The organism is Tateyamaria sp. syn59 (assembly GCF_007995245.1).
Taxonomy (GTDB): Bacteria; Pseudomonadota; Alphaproteobacteria; order Rhodobacterales; family Rhodobacteraceae; genus Tateyamaria.
In genome coordinates this window covers 42,364-56,086 of record NZ_VCBA01000015.1, presented here as the reverse complement: position 1 = coordinate 56,086, position 13,723 = coordinate 42,364, and the positions used below count along the sequence as shown (strand labels likewise).

General features: G+C 62.4%; 15 protein-coding genes. 8 read left to right on the top strand and 7 right to left on the bottom strand.

Features of this window, described 5'->3' with window-relative positions; translation table 11 throughout:
• The first annotated feature begins 3 nt into the window (after positions 1-3).
• The 8 genes from crcB to FD715_RS19605 all read left to right on the top strand — a co-directional run bounded on the left by crcB (position 4) and on the right by FD715_RS19605 (position 7,525).
• Positions 4-384, top strand: coding sequence for a fluoride efflux transporter CrcB (gene crcB, locus FD715_RS19640; RefSeq protein ID WP_147114066.1), 381 nt, complete (start codon positions 4-6; stop codon positions 382-384).
• Complete coding sequence (locus tag FD715_RS19635; RefSeq protein WP_147114063.1) at positions 381-1,418, top strand: RluA family pseudouridine synthase; 1,038 nt, start codon at positions 381-383, stop codon at positions 1,416-1,418. Before crcB ends, FD715_RS19635 begins: the two co-directional genes overlap by 4 nt.
• Complete coding sequence (locus FD715_RS19630; RefSeq protein ID WP_147114060.1) at positions 1,419-2,072, top strand: HAD-IA family hydrolase; 654 nt, start codon at positions 1,419-1,421, stop codon at positions 2,070-2,072.
• Between the two features lies 1 nt (position 2,073).
• On the top strand, positions 2,074-2,787 hold the full coding sequence (locus FD715_RS19625; RefSeq protein WP_147114057.1) for an ATP12 family chaperone protein: 714 nt from the start codon (positions 2,074-2,076) through the stop codon (positions 2,785-2,787).
• A gap of 206 nt (positions 2,788-2,993) precedes the next feature.
• Positions 2,994-4,010 carry an amino acid ABC transporter substrate-binding protein gene (locus tag FD715_RS19620; RefSeq protein ID WP_147114054.1) on the top strand — a complete coding sequence of 339 codons (1,017 nt, stop codon included), beginning with the start codon at positions 2,994-2,996 and terminating at the stop codon, positions 4,008-4,010.
• Positions 4,011-4,178: 168 nt separating this feature from the next.
• A complete protein-coding gene (locus FD715_RS19615) occupies positions 4,179-5,411 on the top strand; it encodes an amino acid ABC transporter permease (protein ID WP_147114051.1) in 1,233 nt (410 codons plus the stop codon).
• A gap of 1 nt (position 5,412) precedes the next feature.
• Positions 5,413-6,711, top strand: a complete 1,299-nt coding sequence (locus FD715_RS19610; protein WP_147114049.1) for an amino acid ABC transporter permease — start codon at positions 5,413-5,415, stop codon at positions 6,709-6,711.
• 13 nt (positions 6,712-6,724) lie between these two features.
• Complete coding sequence (locus FD715_RS19605; protein ID WP_147114046.1) at positions 6,725-7,525, top strand: amino acid ABC transporter ATP-binding protein; 801 nt, start codon at positions 6,725-6,727, stop codon at positions 7,523-7,525.
• 25 nt (positions 7,526-7,550) lie between these two features.
• Here the strand turns inward: FD715_RS19605 and FD715_RS19600 are convergent, their stop codons facing one another.
• From FD715_RS19600 to yidC, 7 genes are all read right to left on the bottom strand, one after another.
• A complete protein-coding gene (locus FD715_RS19600) occupies positions 7,551-8,045 on the bottom strand; it encodes a histidine phosphatase family protein (protein ID WP_147114043.1) in 495 nt (164 codons plus the stop codon).
• Positions 8,042-8,656 carry a ferredoxin gene (locus tag FD715_RS19595; RefSeq protein WP_147114040.1) on the bottom strand — a complete coding sequence of 205 codons (615 nt, stop codon included), beginning with the start codon at positions 8,654-8,656 and terminating at the stop codon, positions 8,042-8,044. The genes FD715_RS19600 and FD715_RS19595 overlap by 4 nt, the downstream gene beginning before the upstream one ends.
• Positions 8,653-9,447, bottom strand: coding sequence for a sterol desaturase family protein (locus FD715_RS19590; protein ID WP_147114037.1), 795 nt, complete (start codon positions 9,445-9,447; stop codon positions 8,653-8,655). The genes FD715_RS19595 and FD715_RS19590 overlap by 4 nt, the downstream gene beginning before the upstream one ends.
• 57 nt (positions 9,448-9,504) lie before the next feature.
• The gene (gene argB, locus FD715_RS19585) at positions 9,505-10,368 is read right to left on the bottom strand and encodes an acetylglutamate kinase (protein ID WP_147114035.1); all 864 of its coding nucleotides are present in this window, start codon (positions 10,366-10,368) and stop codon (positions 9,505-9,507) included.
• A 121-nt stretch (positions 10,369-10,489) separates the two neighbouring features.
• The gene (gene yihA, locus FD715_RS19580) at positions 10,490-11,140 is read right to left on the bottom strand and encodes a ribosome biogenesis GTP-binding protein YihA/YsxC (RefSeq protein ID WP_147114032.1); all 651 of its coding nucleotides are present in this window, start codon (positions 11,138-11,140) and stop codon (positions 10,490-10,492) included.
• The gene (locus FD715_RS19575) at positions 11,137-11,868 is read right to left on the bottom strand and encodes an MOSC domain-containing protein (protein ID WP_189799562.1); all 732 of its coding nucleotides are present in this window, start codon (positions 11,866-11,868) and stop codon (positions 11,137-11,139) included. Before FD715_RS19575 ends, yihA begins: the two co-directional genes overlap by 4 nt.
• Positions 11,865-13,679 carry a membrane protein insertase YidC gene (yidC, locus tag FD715_RS19570; protein WP_147114026.1) on the bottom strand — a complete coding sequence of 605 codons (1,815 nt, stop codon included), beginning with the start codon at positions 13,677-13,679 and terminating at the stop codon, positions 11,865-11,867. Before yidC ends, FD715_RS19575 begins: the two co-directional genes overlap by 4 nt.
• Between the last annotated feature and the right edge of the window lie 44 nt (positions 13,680-13,723).

Below are 13,723 nucleotides of genomic sequence, written 5' to 3'. Positions count from 1 at the left end.
GCCATGTTTTCAACCCTCTCTCTCGTGGCCCTTGGCGGGGCGATCGGCGCGTCGCTGCGCTGGCTGACGGGCGTGGCGATGCTGCGCGCGTTGGGGCCGTCCGACTTTCCGCTGGCGGTCATCACGGTCAATGTCGTGGGCTCGTTCCTGATGGGCGTCTTTGTTGTGGCCGCAGCGCAGAAGGGGCTGACGTATCTGTCGCCTTTCGTGATGACCGGTGTGTTGGGCGGGTTCACCACGTTCAGCGCTTTTAGCCTTGAGACCATGACGCTGATCGAGCGAGGGGAAACGGCCTCTGCCGCGCTCTACATTGCGCTCTCCGTCGGCCTGTCTGTCGGCGCTCTCGCGGTGGGGCTGCTCATCGCACGTGGGCTCCTCGCATGAGTGGTGTTCAGACCGTGACCGTCGAACCAGGCGAAGGCGATCAGCGCCTCGACCGCTGGATGAAGCGCCGCTTTCCGCAGGTCAGCCAGGGCATGATCGAAAAGATGTGCCGCAAGGGTGAATGCCGGGTCGATGGGGGCCGCGTCAAATCCTCGACTCGTGTCGAGGAAGGCCAGCAGGTGCGTATCCCGCCGCTGCCTGACCGACCCGCGCCCATGATCCAGAAAGCCCGCATTTCCGACAAAGACGCCAAGATGATCCGCGACTGCGTGATCTACAAGGACGATCAGGTCATCGCGATCAACAAGCCGTCGGGCCTGCCTACCCAAGGCGGCTCCGGCCAAACCAAGCATGTCGACGGGCTGGCCGAGGCGCTGACCTTTGAGGCCGACGAAAAGCCGCGCCTGGTGCATCGGCTGGACAAGGACACCTCGGGCGTCCTGCTGCTGGCACGCACGCGCCTCGCGGCCAAGTCGCTGACAGCCGCCATGCGCCACCACGACACGCGCAAGATCTACTGGGCGCTCGTCGCGGGTGTGCCGACGCCGTATCTGGGCGAGATCAAATACGGTCTGGTCAAGGCCCCCGGACGGGGCCGTGGGGGCGAGGGCGAAAAGATGATCGCCTTACATCCGCGCGATATTGATGGAACACCGGGCGCAAAACGGGCGCATACGATGTATGCAACGCTCTACCGTGTCGCCTCGCGCGCCGCATGGGTCGCGATGGAGCCGATCACGGGCCGCACCCACCAGCTGCGCGCCCACATGGCCGAGATCGGGCACCCAATCGTGGGCGATGGCAAATATGGCGGATCGAGCCAGGAAAATCTCGGCGACGGCTGGGGCGCTAAGGTCGGTGGCATCATCTCGCAAAAGCTGCACCTGCACGCGCGCATGATGCGGTTCGAACAGCCAGAGACGCGCAAGGTCATCACCGTGACAGCAGAACTGCCCGACCATATGAAGCAAAGCTGGGACACGTTCGGCTGGACCGAAGACCTCGCCGCGGACGACCCGTTTGAGGCGCTTTGAATGAGGCTGGTCGTTTTCGACGTGGATGGCACGCTGGTCGACAGTCAGGCTGACATTGTCGCCAGCATGGCAGCGGCCTTTGGCGCGGTGGAGATGCCCGCACCGACGCGGCAGGATATTCTGAGCATTGTTGGCCTGTCTTTGCCTGTGGCCATGCGGACCCTTGCGCCGGAGGCCGATCACGACAGGATGGTTGCGGTCTACAAGGACAGCTATGCCGATCTGCGCATGACCAAGGGGGCGGCGTCCTCGCCTCTCTATCCCGGTGCGCGTGCGGCGCTGGACCGGTTGAACGGGCGCGACGACATCCTCTTGGGCATCGCGACGGGCAAGTCTAAGCGCGGGCTCGATGGTCTGATCGACGCGCATGGGCTGGGCGGTGCCTTTGTCACCCGGCAGGTGGCTGACTTCCATCCGTCAAAGCCGCACCCGTCCATGTTGCACGCCGCTATGGACGAGGCTGGGGTGTACGCCGCGGATGCCGTGATGATCGGCGACACCAGCTTTGATGCCGACATGGCAGAGGCGGCGCGCATGCCATTTATCGGCGTAAGCTGGGGCTATCACCCGCCGTCGCGACTGAACGGTGCGCGGACGGTCTTGAATAGTTTTGATGACCTTGATGACGCTCTGGGCGCACTATGGGTGGAATGACATGAGTGAGTGGAAGCAGAAACGGTTCTGGAAAGCAGCCGCGCCCGAGCAGGTCCAGGGTGGTTGGACTGTCGAGCTGGATGGCCGTGCGGTCAAGACACCGGCCAAGGCGGCGCTGACCCTTCCGACGGTACGCATGGCCGAAGCGATTGCGGCCGAATGGGACGCCCAGGACGAGGTGGTCAACCCACTGTCGATGCCCTTCACCCGCAGTGCAAACGCAGCCATCGACAAGGTCGCGGTGCAGCACGCCGAAGTAGCGGACATGCTGGCCGCCTATGGCGATGCGGATCTGCTGTGCTACCGGGCGGACGCCCCGCAGGCGCTTGTGGATCGTCAGGCAGCGCAATGGAATCCGTACCTTGATTGGGCCGACGCGACGTTTGGCGCACGCCTGATGCCGCGCACGGGTCTGATGCACGAATCACAGGACGCGGACGCGCTTGCAGCCCTCGCGGCACCGGTCCATGCGATGTCGCATTTCGAACTGGCCGCCTTCCACGACCTTGTCAGCCTGTCTGGATCGCTGATCCTCGGTTTCGCCGCCGCCCAAGACCTGCACCCGCCGCTCACAATTTGGGCAGTGTCTCGGCTGGATGAAACCTGGCAGGAAGAGCAATGGGGCGAGGACGAGGAGGCTCAGGAGGTCGCCAAGATCAAAGAAGGGTCATTTTTGCACGCAAAAGCCTTTTTTGATGCGTCGAAATTGACCTGACCCAACGTCAAGTCTGTACCGCGAAAAGCGCACAAATATGCATCGTTTTTGATGATGCCGCCCTTGACGTTTCGCGATGAATCCCCGCACACTATGGGCCATCGGCTGGGGATAACCCCTACCGGATCGTCTTCGGCGAGGTGTGAATGCTCAGGCCATGCCGATCGAACCGTCCAAACGCGACGGAAAATCAGGAAGAGGTAAAAATGAAAAAAACCGTAATCTTTGGCGCGCTGACCGCCGCTGGCCTTGCCGCCGGCGCTGCGGCCGCTGGCACGCTCGATGACGTGAAAGCACGCGGCACGCTGAACTGCGGCGTTGCTACCGGGCTCGTGGGCTTTGCGACACCTGACGCCAACGGCGAATGGCAGGGCTTTGACGTGGCTGTCTGCCGCGCTGTCGCTGCTGCCGTTCTGGGCGACGCAACAGCGGTCGAGTTCGTCCCCACAACAGGCAAAACGCGCTTTACCGCGCTGGCCTCGGGTGAGATCGACATGCTGGCCCGTAACACCACATGGACCTTCTCGCGCGACGTGGACCTGAAGTTCACCTTCGTCGGCGTGAACTACTATGACGGCCAAGGCTTCATGGTGCCCAAGGATCTGGGCGTCTCGTCGGCCAAGGAACTGGACGGCGCAACCGTCTGCATCCAGACCGGCACCACGACCGAGCTGAACCTTGCGGACTTCTTCCGCGTCAACGGCATCAGCTACGAGCCCGTTCCGATCGAAACCAACGCCGAAGCGCAGCAGCAGTACCTTGCCGGTGCCTGCGACGTCTACACCACGGACGCCTCCGGTCTGGCCGCCACACGTGCCGCATTCGAGGCACCGAACGATCACGTCCTGCTGCCCGAAATCATCTCGAAAGAGCCGCTGGGCCCGCTGGTCCGTCACGGCGACAACGAGTGGGGCGATGTGGTTCGCTGGACCCTCAACGCGCTGATCTCGGCAGAAGAGCTGGGCATCACCTCGGCAAACATCTCCGAGATGTCGGCTGGCACCAACAACCCGGAGATTAACCGTATCCTCGGCACCGAGGGCACGCTGGGTGAGATGCTGGGCCTCGACGCTGACTGGGCTGCCAAAGCGATCACCGCTGGCGGCAACTACGGCGAGATCTTCGAGAAGAACATCGGCGAATCCACTCCGATCGGTCTGGCCCGTGGCCTGAACGCTCAGTGGACCGAAGGCGGCCTGCTCTACAGCCCGCCCTTCCGCTAAGATACCAAGCCGAGGGGCGCAGGATCATCCTGCGCCCCTCATGCTTCTGGGGCACAAGATCGCTGAAAACAGCGGCAGGACTGCCTTCAGAACAGCCAACTTCTGAAAACCCGGCCCGGCGCCACGGCGCGACAAAAACCAAGGGTCGGAACCACGGGGACCCTCTCCATGACCACGATGACCGACCCTCCTCAGGAGTCGTTCCGCCTGTCGATGCTTTTGAACGACACGCGTTACAGATCTTATACATTCCAATTCATTGCGCTTTTGGCACTTGTGATGGCCATCGCGTACCTGATGAGCAACATGTTCGCGAACCTGCGCGACCAGGGCCTGTTCCTAAGCTGGGCATTCCTGGGTGAGCCTGCGGGCTACGACATCAACCAGCGCCTGATCGAATACGACAGCCAGATGACCCATTGGCGGGCTACGGTTGTCGGCGTGCTGAACACGCTGCTTGTGGCCTTTCTGGCCTGTGTGACGGCAACGGTGCTGGGCGTGATCGCCGGGGTGCTGCGCCTGTCCAACAACTGGCTCGTCTCCAAGCTGATGTCGGCCTATGTCGAGGCGTTCCGCAACGTGCCGGTCCTGATCTGGATCATCATCATCTTCACCATCATGACGGCCGTCATGCCCGCACCCCGCGCCTTCCGCGGGGATGAGCCTGACGCCACCATGTTACTGGGTCTTTTCGCCTTCACCAATCGCGGCGTCTATGTACCTGCGCCCATCCTCGGCAATCCGCTCTTCGGCTCTGCAGCCATGGGGTGGCTGCTGATCGTCCTGGGGCTGGTCGGCTCCTTCTTCGGGGCCAAGGCACTGGGCGCATGGGCCAATGCCAAACAGGAACTGACGGGTGAGCGCCCGACAACCTGGTATATCACGCTGGCCATCTGGTTCGTGCCGCTGATCGTCTTGCTGACGATCATGGGCCTCAGCTGGGACATTCCCGCACTGCGTGGGTTCAACTTCGGCGGTGGCCTGACCATTCGCGGATCGCTGATTGCCCTCTGGTTCGCGCTCGCGATCTACACCGGCGCTTTCATCGCCGAAAACGTGCGTGCAGGTATTCAGGCGATCAACAAGGGGCAGAGCGAGGCCGCAGCCTCGCTTGGACTGCGGCCTGGTCGGATCATGAACCTTGTGATCTTGCCGCAAGCCTTGCGGGTCATCATCCCGCCGCTGATTTCGCAATATCTGAACATCACCAAGAACTCGTCGCTCGCGATCGCCGTGGGCTACATGGACATCACCGGCACGCTGGGGGGCATCACGCTGAACCAGACGGGGCGCGCCATCGAATGCGTCCTCTTGTTGATGCTGTTCTACCTCACGATCTCGCTCGCGATTTCGGCGGTGATGAACGTGTACAACAACTCCGTTAAGCTGAAGGAGCGGTGAGATGAGCGACACACACGCACAAACCGTCGCCTTCGTGCGCGACACGCAATTGCCTCCATCGCCACCACCTGCATCCGAGGTCGGACTGGTCGGCTGGCTGCGCAGCAACCTCTTTAACGGCGTCTGGGGCACGGTGCTGACACTTCTGTCGCTCTATGCGATCTACGCCATTCTGGCCGCGTCCCTGCCGTGGATATTCAACGGTGTCTGGACGACAAGCAGCCTCGCAGAGTGCCGAGAAGTCCTCGACGGCGTGCGCGGCGGCTGTTTCTCGGTTCTGACCGAGCGGGTCAACCAGCTGCTTTATGGCTTCAAGTACCCGGCGGCAGAATACTGGCGCCCGAACCTTGCCCTCGTCTTGCTGCTGGTGGCGGCCCTGCCGGTGCTGATCTACACGCTGCCCCGCAAGCTGCTGATCATCACGGCGCTCTATCCCTTCGTGGCCTTTTGGCTGATCTGGGGCGGCACGATTTTGACACCGATCCTGGGGCTTGCCGGTTTCGTGGCGGGCTACTTCGTGTTCCAAAAGCTCAGCACCTCCAGCTTTGGTGCGGGTTTCTTTGGCGCCGTGATCTCCGCGATCCTCGTCTGGACGATTGGGGGCTGGCTCATTCCGGATAACGCGAATGCGAACGCGCTGCTGCCTTACGTGCCCAGCCGTGACCTTGGTGGCTTTATGCTGAACATGATGCTGGGGGTGACCTGCGTTTCGCTGTCCATCCCCTTGGGCATCGTGCTGGCGCTGGGCCGTCAGTCGGACATGCCGATCATCAAGTGGATCTGCGTGGTCTTCATCGAGTTCGTGCGGGGCGTGCCCCTCATCACTTTGCTCTTCGTGGCGTCGGTGATGCTGGCCTATTTCTTCCCGCCGGACAGCAATGTGGACCTGTTCCTGCGCGTGGTGATCATGATCACCATGTTCTCGGCCGCCTATATCGCCGAGGTGATCCGGGGTGGCCTCGCTGCCCTGCCGCGCGGGCAGTATGAGGCGGCGGACAGCCTGGGCCTCGACTATCCGCAGGCCATGCGTCTGATCATCCTGCCGCAAGCGCTCAAGATCTCGATTCCCGGGATCGTGAACGTGGCCGTGGGCCTGTTCAAGGACACGACGCTGGTGTCGGTCATCTCGATGTTCGACCTCGTCGGCATGATCCGCGGACCGATCCTGTCCGCGCAGGAGTGGAACGGCGTCTACTGGGAGCTGCTGGGCTTTGCCTCGCTCCTGTTCTTCGTCGTCTGCTACGGCATCTCGCAATACTCGCAATGGCTGGAACGCCAGCTTGCGACTGACCACCGTTAAGGAGTGGGTAAAAATGACTGATACAACAACAACCCTGCCCGAAAGCGACCTGCCGCATGTTGCGGCCAAAGTGTCGGACGAAGTCGCCGTCTCCATTGACAAGATGAACAAGTGGTACGGCACCTTCCACGTGCTGCGCGACATCGACCTGACCGTCTATCGCGGCGAGCGTATCGTGATTGCGGGGCCTTCCGGCTCAGGCAAGTCCACGTTGATCCGCTGCATCAACGCGCTGGAAGAGCACCAGCAGGGCACGATCACTGTGGATGGTACGGTGCTGTCGTCGGACCTCAAGAACATCGACAAGATCCGGTCCGAGGTTGGCATGTGCTTCCAGCACTTTAACCTGTTCCCGCACCTGTCGATCCTCGAGAACTGCACGCTGGCCCCAATCTGGGTGCGTAAGACGCCCAAGAAAGAAGCTGAAGAGATCGCGATGCACTTCCTGGAAAAGGTGAAGATCCCCGATCAGGCCGATAAGTATCCCGGCCAGCTCTCGGGCGGTCAGCAGCAGCGTGTGGCCATTGCCCGGTCGCTTTGTATGCGTCCGCGGATCATGCTGTTTGACGAACCGACCTCCGCGCTTGACCCCGAGATGATCAAGGAGGTGCTCGACACCATGGTTGAGCTCGCCGAGGAAGGCATGACCATGCTTTGCGTGACGCACGAGATGGGCTTTGCCCGTCAGGTGGCGAACCGCGTGATCTTTATGGATGAGGGCCAGATCGTGGAACAGAATGAGCCCGAAGAGTTCTTCAACAATCCGAAAAGCCCCCGTACGCAGCTGTTCCTCAGCCAGATCCTGGGGCACTGACTCGTAAGGCGGATCAGGATCCGCCTTACCCCATCACCTCTCGCGGTATCGCGAAATCAATCGGCTGGCCCTCGCGCCAGCCGATGTCGTACCAGGCGCCTGCATCAAAGCGGATCACCGTCGTCGCGCAGGTCGGGTAGTCCGCAAATCGGGGATGCGTTGGCGGTTGGGCGACAAGGCGGTCGGCAAAGTCTGCAATCCCCGGATTGTGCCCGAGCATCAGAACCGTTTCCGCGCTTTGCCCTTGCAGGACCTCCATCATCACCTCCGGTCCGGCGTGGTAGAGCGCGCGCGTGAAGGTGATGGGGATGTTTAGGCCAAGACCCAGAAAGGTCTGCCCTGTTCGCTCGCTGCTGGAACTGATGGCAGCGTCCGGCAGGTGTCCGTTGTCCCGCAGCCATTGTCCCATGGCCTTGGCCGATGCGGTGCCCCTGTCATTGAGGGGCCGGTCGTGGTCAGTGAGGTCGGGATGGTCCCAACTGGACTTCGCGTGGCGCATCAGGATGAGTGTGCGGGTCATCCGACGAAGGCCCGCATGTGGAATGCCGATTGCGCCTCGGGTCGGGCGAAAGACTGGCTGACCGGGCAGGCGCGGCGGGCGAGGCAGCCGCTTGTCATGCAGTTCGTGCCGGATGGCGTATCGAGATACGCCTTACAGGCTGGGACGTCGTAGAAGTGGGCGTCTGACAGGGCGTCTACGGGACAGGCGGAGATGCAGGGTTTGGTGTTGCAAGTGTCGCATGGATTTGTCCCCGCGGGGACAGATTGAAATTCCTCAATGAATTCAAGCGCACAACGTAAAGAAATCATTAAACCGGCTTTTTCGTGGATCATCATGCCGGTCGGGCTTTGCCAGAAACGGCCGGTTTCCAGCGCCCATGCGATGAAGGGGGCGTAGGGTGGGCCATCGGAGGGGTAGTGGGCTTTGGCGCCCAACTCTGTAGCGATGCCACCCATGATGCGTTTGGACCATGTGTCGACGGGGTCCTGTACCTTGTTCAGGTATTCGGGGCTTTGCTTGAAGACGTGCCACCAGCCCGCGTCGGTGCCGATGAGGATGCGATGGCCGCTGTGGCCCATAACCATGAGGCCATGGGGCTTCACCGCGGCTGCCACAGCCTGAAGTGTCATTTCCGGGCGAAGGGGAGGGCGAGGGACCAGCCGAGTTTGGCCGGGCGGTCGTCTTGCCATTCGAGACCCACCTGCATGTCGTCATGCCCGGCCTCGGGCTGCGCGATATAGGTGCCGAACATGCGGTCCCAGATCGACAGGGAAAAGCCGTAGTTGCTGTCATGCTCGTGCCGGTGGACCGAGTGGTGCACGCGGTGCATGTCGGGTGTGACCATCACGCGCCGCACGATGGCGTCGAGCCAGAGGGGCAGGCGGATGTTGGCGTGGTTGAACATGGCGGTGCCGTTCAGAATGATCTCGAACAGGATCACGGCGAGGGCGGCGGGGCCCAGCAGGTAGACGGCGCCGATCTTGATCAGCATCGACAGGCCAATCTCAATCGGGTGAAAGCGGATGGCGGTGGTCACGTCCATGTCCACGTCGGCATGATGAACGCGGTGCAGGCGCCAGAGCAGCGGGACCTTGTGCGTGATCAGGTGCTGCGCCCAGATGATGAAATCCAGGATCAGGATCGCGGCGATGATCTCGATCCAGACGGGCAGGGTGAGCGCGTTGAAAAGGCCCCAGCCCTGATTGCTGGCATCAATTGCCGCACCCACGGCGAGGACCGGGAGCAGGAAGGCCATGGCCCGGACCGTCAATGTGTTGGCGATGGTGATGCCCCAATTCGTCACCCAGCGCTGTTTGCGCGTCTGGGTCCGTTGGCGGCGCGGCAGAAGCGTTTCGACCAACGCAAAGAGCGCGAAAAGGCCGAGAAAGACGCCAAAACGGATCAGGGTTTCGTTTTCCATGCCCCATATCTACCGCGTCGCACCTGTCACGCAATGCGGCGCGCGGACACGTTTGTGTCAGCGGGGCCGGATGATGGAACCTGCGCCGTGGTCGGTGAAAAGTTCGAGAAGACAGGCATTTGGCGCCCGTCCGTCGAGGATGACAACCGCACGCACGCCGCTCGCGATGGCGTCTAGGGCCGTTTCTGTCTTGGGGATCATGCCGCCTGCGATGGTGCCGTTGGCGGTCAGGTCGCGGATCTGGTCGGCGGTGAGTTCTGTGACGACTTCACCTTCGGCGTTTTTGACGCCGGAGACATCGGTGAGCAGGAGGAGGCGGTCGGCCTTGAGCGCGCCCGCTATCGCACCGGCGGCGGTGTCGCCGTTGATGTTGAAGGTTTCGCCGTTCTTGCCTGCGCCCAAGGGGGCGATGACCGGGATCATGGCGCGTTCGAAGAGCGTCGACAGGATCGTTGGGTCCATCTGCGCCGGTGTGCCGACGAGGCCGAGGGCGGCGTCCGTCTGGTCGCAGGTGATCAGATTGGCGTCCTTGCCCGAGAGGCCCACCGCCTTGCCCCCGGCGCGGTTGATGGCTTGAACGATCCGTTTGTTGACGACGCCGGACAGCACCATTTCGACGACTTCCATGGTGGCGGCGTCGGTGACCCGCTTGCCGTTCACGAAGTCTGATTGGATGTCGAGCCGTTTGAGCATGTCGTTGATCATCGGGCCGCCGCCGTGGACGATGACCGGGTTCACACCCACCTGCCGCATCAGGACGACGTCACTCGCAAAGCTCTCCATCGCCTCATCCGAGCCCATGGCGTGGCCGCCCAGTTTTATGACGACGGTCGCGCCGGTGTAGCGCTGCATGTAGGGCAGGGCCTGGCTGAGCGTGCGGGCAGTGCCGATCCAATCGCGGTTCATGTTTTGGGTCTTCATCTTGTTGCGGCCTTGGCGGTTTCGCCGCTTATCCGGAATTGCGCGCTGGCGCGCAAGACATGTCCTGCCCCCTCCCTGACCCTCCCCCATGGGGAGGGGACCGCGTGGCGCGGTAGGTCCGCTATTCGAGCGTGGCGATGATGGCGCGGAGGGTTTCGATGCCGTCGCCCTTTTCACTGCTGGTCAGCACAATTTCGGGAAAGGCGGCGGGGTGTTTGGAGAGCGCTTGTCGGACCTGTGTTAGTATCGCTTCGCGGTCCTTGGCCTTGACCTTGTCCGCCTTGGTCAGCACGCATTGGAAGGTGACGGCGGAGGTGTCGAGGAGCTTGAGGATATCCTCATCCACCTTTTTGATCCCGTGGCGGGCGTCGATCAGGACAAAGGCGCGGCGCAGGGTTTGGCGGCCGGACAAGTACTGTTTCAGCAGGCGCTGCCATTTTTCGACTACTGGCAGGGGGGCATTTGCGTAGCCGTAGCCGGGAAGGTCGACGAGGTAGTGATCGTCGCCTGCGGTGAAGTAGTTAATCTCCTGCGTGCGGCCTGGGGTGTTGGAGGCGCGGGCGAGCCCTTTGCGCCCGGTGAGCGCGTTGATAAGGGAGGATTTGCCGACGTTGGAGCGCCCGGCAAAGCAGACCTCCATCCGGTCGGCGGGGGGCAGGCCAGACATGGCAACGACCCCTTTGACGAACTCGGTCTCGCCCGCGAAGAGGAGACGGCCCTGTTCGGCGGTTTGCGGATCAGGCGCTTCGGCAATAGGGAAGGGCAGCATCATTGCACTGTATCGCCGACGGCGACGGTGCCACCCGACTTGACCTTGAAGTAGACGCCGAAATTGCGCGTGTCCCAGCCGTCTTCGAGCGTGCGGAGCATACCGATGTCGCGCTGGCCGTTTTGCGGGTTTGCATCCGGTGCGCGGCAGCGTTCGATGGGTTCGACCGGCGAGAGCGTCGCGCCGCCGAGGGTGATGTCGCGGCTGAGCAGGTCAATCTCTTCCCACGGGGCGAGGCCGTCGAGCCAGAGGTTGATGCGGAAGCGGCGCATGTCGATGTGCATGCCTGCCTTTTGGCTGAGCGCGCGGAGCGACGACAGGTTGCCGATGGAGACGGAGGCAAACTCGACATCCGTCATGCCTTGGGTTGGGGATTTGACCAGTCGGGCGGGGCCGGGGCGGCCCGCGGGCCAGAGGTCGCCGACCCATGTGCCGAGGGCTGTTGGGTCGGTTTCGGGTTTGAAGTCCAGTGCGTCGCGGTCGGGGTGCGTGAGCAGCACGCCGTCCGCCGTGGACACTGCGCCGACAGCCGCGAGGGCCGGACCGGAGGCCACTTGCAGGAAGTTGCGCCGCGGTTGCCAGGCGTCTGTATCTTCGGCCTCCGCGTTGAGGAGCGCCCATGCCCGATCACCCACAACGGCCTGATCCGGGGTCAGGTCAGCGCGCTCACAGGCTTCGGACCCGATCCCCTTGATCGGGTGCCGCCAGATATGGGCGAGGGTGGCCGTCACTTCTTGGCGTCCTCGGCCTGCTTCTTTTTGAAGCCGCTGGTGATGTTGCCCATAAGGTCGGGTTTGTAGCCCTGGCTGCGCATGATCAGGTATTGCTGGGTGAACGTGATCACGTTGTTGGCGATCCAGTAGACGACGAGGCCGCTGGCAAAACCGCCCAGCATGAACATGAAGACCCAGGGCATCCAGGCAAAGATCATCTGTTGCGTGGGGTCGGTGGGCGCCGGGTTCAGCTTTTGTTGCAGCCACATGGAGATGCCCAGGAGGATCGGCAGGATGCCGATGAATATAAGCGCCATGATGCTGGTCGGATCGGGTGCCTCGTTCGGCAGGAGGCCGAAGAGGTTGATGATCGAGGTGGGGTCGGGCGCGCTGAGGTCCTGGAAGGGACCGAAGAAGGGCGCGTGCCGCAGCTCGATCGTGACGAAGATCACCTTGTAGAGCGAGAAGAAGATCGGGATCTGCAGAAGGATGGGCAGGCAGCCCGCCGCGGGGTTCACCTTTTCCTTCTTGTAAAGCTCCATCATGCCTTGCTGGAGCTTCTGCTTGTCGTCGCCTGCGCGCTCTTTCAGCTCCTCCATCTGCGGCTGCAGTTCCTTCATCTTTGCCATGGAGACGTAGGATTTGTAGGCGAGCGGGACGAGCACGGCCTTGATGATGAGCGTGAGGCCGATGATGGCCCAGCCCATGTTGCCGATCAGCAGGTTCAATTCGTGCAGCAGCCAGAAGATCGGTTTGGTCAGAAAGAAGAACCAGCCCCAGTCGATGCTGTCGATGAAGCCTTCAACCCCGGCGGCCTGGTATTCTCGGATGGCTTCCCATTCCTTTGCGCCCGCAAAGAGCTGCGTCTGGATCGCGACGGTCGCGCCGACGGCCACGTCCTGTGCGGGCAGACGGGTGATGGCGCGATAGACGTCGCTGCGCGGTGCGTAGGTCAGCGCCTGGTCAAAGCTTTGCACGCCTGTGGGAATCAGGATCGACTGCCAATAGTGGTCGGTGAAACCAACCCATCCCTCGGTCACGCCTTCGGTGACGATGGCGGGGCGGCCCCAGGCGGGGTCAACGGACGCTTCGGGAATTTCGTCCCAGTTTGTTTCCGCCAACTCGCCATCGGCCATCGCCACAGCGCCTTCATGCAGAATGAAGAAGTTCCTGAGGTCAGACGGCTCGCCGTGACGGGTCAGCATCCCGTAAGGCGCGGCGCGGACGGCAGCGTTGCCGTTGTTGGTCACCGACTGGGTGATGCCGAACATGTAGTTTTCGTCAATGCTGATCTCTCGCTCAAAGAGCAGACCGGCGCCGTTGTCCCACGACAGCGTCACAGGTGAGCCAACGCCGAGCGTGTCGCCAGCGGACAGAGTCCATTCTGTGTTCGGACCGGGTACGGCGTCGGCGTCGAGGCCCCCGCCAGGTGCCCAGCCGTAGACCGCGTAATAGGCATCGGTGGAACCGACGGGCGCCAGCATTGTCACGATGTCGGCGCCGGGCTCCTGGCTGATGCGGTAGTCCTTGAGTTGCAGATCGTCGATGCGACCACCGAGCAGCGAGATGGAGCCCAAAACGCGGTCCGTCTCGATCTGGATGCGCGGGGCGTCCGCGGTTTCGGTTGCTGCGTCCGAGGAGGGTTGCACGGCACCCGGTGCAGGGGGGGCCGCCGGCACGGCTCCGGCGTCTTCGGTTTGCGCTGTTGTGGGCGCTGGCGCGTCGAGCGGTACGTCGGGTTCGGGCGGCGGAAAGACCACGAACCACACCAGAATGACAAGGAAACTGAGCGCCGTTGCAAGAATGAGGTTCTTGTTCTGATCGTCCATCGGGGACTGCCACCTGCTGTCTGAAACGTTGCACGGGTTCAACA

What these genes read in the sequence shown, in the direction of transcription:
- FD715_RS19590 (WP_147114037.1), bottom strand. Translation starts at nt 9,447, where the DNA reads ATGGAAAACGAAACCCTGATCCGTTTTGGCGTCTTTCTCGGCCTTTTC.
- FD715_RS19610 (WP_147114049.1), top strand. Translation starts at nt 5,413, where the DNA reads ATGAGCGACACACACGCACAAACCGTCGCCTTCGTGCGCGACACGCAA.
- FD715_RS19625 (WP_147114057.1), top strand. Translation starts at nt 2,074, where the DNA reads ATGAGTGAGTGGAAGCAGAAACGGTTCTGGAAAGCAGCCGCGCCCGAG.
- yidC (WP_147114026.1), bottom strand. Translation starts at nt 13,679, where the DNA reads ATGGACGATCAGAACAAGAACCTCATTCTTGCAACGGCGCTCAGTTTC.
- FD715_RS19595 (WP_147114040.1), bottom strand. Translation starts at nt 8,656, where the DNA reads ATGACACTTCAGGCTGTGGCAGCCGCGGTGAAGCCCCATGGCCTCATG.
- FD715_RS19605 (WP_147114046.1), top strand. Translation starts at nt 6,725, where the DNA reads ATGACTGATACAACAACAACCCTGCCCGAAAGCGACCTGCCGCATGTT.
- FD715_RS19600 (WP_147114043.1), bottom strand. Translation starts at nt 8,045, where the DNA reads ATGACCCGCACACTCATCCTGATGCGCCACGCGAAGTCCAGTTGGGAC.
- argB (WP_147114035.1), bottom strand. Translation starts at nt 10,368, where the DNA reads ATGAAGACCCAAAACATGAACCGCGATTGGATCGGCACTGCCCGCACG.
- FD715_RS19615 (WP_147114051.1), top strand. Translation starts at nt 4,179, where the DNA reads ATGACCACGATGACCGACCCTCCTCAGGAGTCGTTCCGCCTGTCGATG.
- FD715_RS19635 (WP_147114063.1), top strand. Translation starts at nt 381, where the DNA reads ATGAGTGGTGTTCAGACCGTGACCGTCGAACCAGGCGAAGGCGATCAG.
- FD715_RS19630 (WP_147114060.1), top strand. Translation starts at nt 1,419, where the DNA reads ATGAGGCTGGTCGTTTTCGACGTGGATGGCACGCTGGTCGACAGTCAG.
- FD715_RS19620 (WP_147114054.1), top strand. Translation starts at nt 2,994, where the DNA reads ATGAAAAAAACCGTAATCTTTGGCGCGCTGACCGCCGCTGGCCTTGCC.
- crcB (WP_147114066.1), top strand. Translation starts at nt 4, where the DNA reads ATGTTTTCAACCCTCTCTCTCGTGGCCCTTGGCGGGGCGATCGGCGCG.
- yihA (WP_147114032.1), bottom strand. Translation starts at nt 11,140, where the DNA reads ATGATGCTGCCCTTCCCTATTGCCGAAGCGCCTGATCCGCAAACCGCC.